The sequence below is a fragment of the Candidatus Thermoplasmatota archaeon genome (genome assembly GCA_022848865.1).
Classification (GTDB): domain Archaea; phylum Thermoplasmatota; class Thermoplasmata; order RBG-16-68-12; family JAGMCJ01; genus JAGMCJ01.
In genome coordinates, this window is record JAJISE010000069.1 from 1 (window position 1) to 5050 (window position 5050).

The window sequence follows — 5050 nt, forward strand, 5'->3', positions numbered from 1 at the left end:
ACAAGACCGCCCTCGTCATCGGAGGCGGATTGAGCGGGATGACAGCCGCATTGTCCCTGGCGGAGCATGGGATAGAGACGCATCTCATCGAGAAAACGGACGAACTCGGCGGGAATCTGAGGAGGATAACGCACACGCTCAGAGGAGAGGATCCTCAGGAGATGCTCAAGAAGGCAATAGGGAAGGTGCAAAGCAACGAGAGAATAACGCTTCACATGGGAACGGAAGTTGAGTCCGTCGACGGATTCATAGGCAACTTCCACACGACGCTAGCGAACGGGGACGAGTTCGACCACGGCGTCGTGATAGTCGCCACAGGTGCTATCGAGTACAAGCCCACGGAGTATCTGTACGGGAAGAGCGATCACGTCATGACGCAGCTCGAACTGGAAGAGAGGATGCTGCACGAGGACTTCAAGCCCGAGAGCATAGTCATCATACAGTGTGTCGGTTCTCGCGTCCCCGAGTACCACAACTGCAGCCGCATATGCTGTTCTACATCCATCAAGAACGCGCTGTGGGTGAAGGAGAGGTATCCCGAGACGCCCGTGTACATACTGTTCAAGGACATTCGTACGTACGGATTCAGGGAGAGGTACTACCGGGAGGCGTCAAGGAAGGGAGTCATATTCCTCAGGTACGACGACGAGAACCCTCCCGAGGTCGCGGAGGAGAACGGGAAGCTGAGGGTTGTGGTGAAGGACAGATACATCATGGAAGAAGTCCTTCTTGAGCCTGAGTACGTCGTGCTCAATGCAGCCACAAGGGCGAATCCTGGCAACAAAGCGTTGTCGGAGATCCTAAAGGTCCCGTTGAGCGGGGACGGGTTCTTCCTAGAAGCTCACAGAAAGCTCCGACCTGTGGAATTCTCGACCGACGGAATGCTTCTGTGCGGTCTTGCTCAAGGACCCAAGTTCACGGATGAGAACGTAGCTCAGGCCCAAGCCGCCGCATCCAAAGCGATGGTCGTCCTCTCGAAAGATACCCTAGCCGCAGGAGGATCCATCGCCCACGTGGACGAAGAGGTCTGCGTCGGATGTGAGACTTGCGAGGCGATATGCCCCTATAGTGCCATCCAAGTGGATGATGAGAAGGGGAAAGCCGTCGTCACTGAGGCGCTCTGCAAAGGCTGTGGGAGCTGTGCGAGCGGTTGTCCCGAGAGGGCGATAACTCTCAGACACTTCACGCGTGACCAGATACTCTCCCAGGTGACCGCCATAATCGAGATGATGGAGGCGATCCCTTGACCGACTTCGATCCTCACATCGTGGGCTTCCTGTGTAACTGGTGCTCGTACGCAGGCGCCGACTTGGCGGGCGTCTCCAGGATTCAGTATCCCACCAACATCGGCGTTGTCAGGGTGATGTGCAGTAGCAGTATCGATCCCGTGGTCCTTGTTGAGACGATGATACGAGGGGCGGATGGAGTGCTCATTGCGGGATGCCATCCTGGGGACTGCCACTACGATACAGGTAACCTTCAGGCCGAGAGAAGAGTGAAGGTCGTTCGCAGGCTGCTTGACAAATGCGGGTTGGAACCGCAGAGAATCAGACTGGAATGGATCTCTGCATCGGAGGGGTCGAGGTTCGCAGAGGTCGTGGACAGCTTTGTCGAGGAGATCAGAGAGCTGGGTCCCAATCCCGTGGCGGGCGACCAGCCCGACTTGGACGTTCTGGAAAGCCTCTACGTTGCCAGGGATGTCCTTGGTGACTTCAGACTCAATCTTCTAGTGAGCAAGGAGCACCAGATCGAGGACGTATCCAACGTCTTCGGGGAGAGAATCCCCAAAGAACGGATGGACGAGCTCCTGAAGACGGTGGTGAGCGAGGAGTTCAGTCGATGCAACTTGCTCATGCTTGCCAGAGATTCTCCCGTCTCTGTGCAGCAGATGGCAGATCGAACAGGACTCCCAGAGGAAGAGGTGCTTGACCACACCGTCGTGCTCGTGGACAGAGGTCTTCTGAAGGTCGATAGAGTCGATGATGGCTCTCCGCTCTATCTCACCATCCCACAGGATCGTGGAAGGATATCCACTCTACCTGCTTGGGCTCAAGTGGAGAAGAGGAGTATTGAATCAAGCATAAAGAACCTGCCCGATGTCGACGAAACGACAAAGGCATGGATAGTCAGAGAGTTGCTGCTTACGCTTAGGTGTCATAACTGTGAAAGAAGAAGGAGTGACGCGTGTCACTTCTCGGTCTGCATCAGGGGCCTGATGTCTGGGGTGGTCGGATGAGTGATGAAGAAGGCAAGATCGGAGCCGTTATGGTCGTTGGTGGTGGAATCGCTGGGATGCAGGCCGCTCTCGACCTCGCAGATAGTGGTTACCTCGTGTACGTCGTTGACTCGTCTCCCAGCATTGGGGGAGCGATGGCCCAGTTGGACAAGACATTCCCCACTCATGACTGCGCCATGTGCATTTTGTCACCCAAGCTCGTTGCGACGGGCCGGCATCAGAACGTGAAGCTGATGATGGCAAGTGACGTTGATGCGATAGAAGGAAAGCCTGGCAATTTCACCGTGTCCGTCAAGAGAAAGGCGCGGTATGTGGACGAGACCAAATGCACCGGTTGCGGACTTTGCACACTCAGATGTCCGATAGAGGTCAGGGACGAGTACAACAAGGGGCTCAAACTGAGGAAAGCGATATACCTCAAATACCCGCAGGCGGTCCCGCCCGTTCACACCATAGACCGGGACCACTGCATCGGATGTGGTGTGTGCGAGACGCAGTGCGAGGCGGGCGCCATAGACTTCTCCGGCGAGGAGGAGCTCGTCAAGGTCGACGTCGGGTCCGTCATACTGGCCCCGGGCTTCTCTGAATTCGATCCTAGGCTGAAGACGGAATACGGATATGGCGTGTTCAAGAACGTGCTCTCTTCCGTCGAGCTGGAGAGAATGCTCAGCGCAACGGGCCCGTACAGGGGCATGGTTCTAAGGCCCTCCGACGGCAAGATGCCAAAGCGAATGGCGTTCATCCAGTGCGTCGGGAGCAGGGACGTTCAGGTCGGAAACCCGTACTGCTCCTCCGTGTGTTGCATGTTTGCTGTCAAGGAGGCCCTCATCGCTCGAGAGCACACTCCTGGCCTAGAATCCCACATCTTCTTCATGGACATGAGGGCGTTCGGCAAGGAATTCGATGAGTACTATGCTCGGGCGGAGGAGGAGCACGGAATCGTGTTCACGAGGAATGCGAGAGTAGCAAGGGTGAGCCAGAATCCGGAGACGAACAATCTCTATCTGTGGTATGCCGAACATGGCAAGATGAAGAAAGAGGAATTCGACATTGTCGTTCTCTCGATCGGATTCGACTCTCCTAAGGATGTCGAAAAGCTGACAGAGAAGCTGGGAATAAAACTGAACAAGCATGATTTCTGCCAAACTGACATGTTCACGCCTCTCGATACGTCAGAGCCCGGAATCTACGTCTGTGGTGCGTTCAGCTCGCCCAAGGACATTCCCGACAGTGTTGCCCAGGCGTCCGGGGCCGCGTGCAGAGCGATGAGTGAGATCGCTGGGGCGCGGGGAGCCATGGTGACCGTTAAGGAATACCCACCTGAGATTGATGTCTCGGGACAGGAACCCAAGATCGGAGTGTTCGTCTGTCACTGCGGGATAAACATCGGAGGCGTTCTTGATGTCCCGAGTCTTGCCGAGTATGCGAAGACCCTCCCGAACGTCGTCCACGCCGAAGACAACCTTTACACGTGTTCCCAGGACACTCAACAGAGAATCAGCGAGACGATAATGGAGAAGGGATTGAACAGGGTCGTTGTGGCTTCGTGCACACCCAGAACGCACACGACGATATTCCAGAACACGCTCATGGAGGCGGGTCTGAATCCTCACCTCTTCGAAATGGCCAACATCCGAGATCAATGCTCCTGGGTTCACATGAACGTGCCCAAGAGGGCCACGAAAAAGGCGAGGACGCTCATACGCATGGCAGTGGCCAAAGCGTCCTTGCTTGAACAGCTGAAACCTGCAGAGGTCGAAGTCGTCAAGTCAGCTCTCGTGATCGGGGGAGGCCTCTCAGGAATGACTGCTGCAGTGGAGCTGGCAAGGGCAGGTTTCGACGCCCATCTGGTCGAGAGAGATAGTGAACTCGGAGGTCTCCTCAGGAGGATTCACTTCGGCTGTTCGGGAGAGGATGTTCAGGGGTTCTTGGGGCGACTCGTGAAGCAGGTAGAGGACGATGATAGGATCCGCGTATACACAAGTGCGGAACTCAAGGAGGTTTCTGGATCAGTGGGAGATTTCACCGCCGTAATCGATTCGGACGGGGAAGAAACCGAGACCCATCAAGGTGTGATAATAGTCGCCACCGGCGGGGAGGAGTACGAACCTACCGAGTATCTATACGGTAAGGACCCGCGAGTCATGACCCAGCTGGAATTCGAAGAGAAGCTCGCAACAGAGGGCGAAATCGATGCGAAATGCATCGTGATGGTGCATTGCGTGGGCTCCCGGACGACAGAGAGGCCGTATTGCAGCCGTGTCTGCTGCACCGAGAGCGTGAAAAACGCGTTGAGGGTCAAGGAAATGAATCCGGGGATTGCCGTCTACAGCCTCTTCCGAGACATGAGGACCTACGGATTCCGGGAGGAGTTCTACCGCGAGGCGGCTGAGAAGGGCGTCGTCTTTATCAGGTTTCTCGAGGAGAACGAACCTGTGGTGAGCATTGACGATCAGGGAAAACTGGAGGTCAGAATCCTCGACGACATACTGCAGGAGGAATTACTGATCAACCCGGACTACGTGGTTCTGGCGGCCGCAACGCTTCCCGCACGGGGGAACGAGGAGCTCGCCAGGATGCTGAAGGTCCCCTTGAACAGTCACGGATTCTTCCTTGAAGCCCACATGAAACTCAGACCCGTGGACTTCGCGACGGACGGCATCTTCCTTTGCGGGTTGGCCCATCTTCCGAAGTTCTTCGAGGAGAACGTGTCGCAGGCCTGTGGCGCAGTGTCTCGCGCATTGAGCATACTCTCACAGGACACGCTTGAGGGAGAAGCCACAATCGCCCTCGTGGATGAGTCCATGTGCAGGG

General features: G+C 56.0%; 2 protein-coding genes and 1 pseudogene. All 3 read left to right on the forward strand.

The genetic code is table 11. The features are described from left to right. On the forward strand, positions 1–1247 hold a 1247-nt coding region (locus tag LN415_09345; GenBank protein ID MCJ2557289.1), incomplete at its 5' end, for a 4Fe-4S binding protein. Then, a pseudogene (locus LN415_09350) lies at positions 1244–1636 on the forward strand (hydrogenase iron-sulfur subunit). The gene LN415_09345 and the pseudogene LN415_09350, both read left to right, overlap by 4 nt. 596 nt (positions 1637–2232) lie before the next feature. Then, the coding region (locus tag LN415_09355) for an FAD-dependent oxidoreductase (GenBank protein ID MCJ2557290.1) at positions 2233–5050 on the forward strand (2818 nt) is incomplete at its 3' end.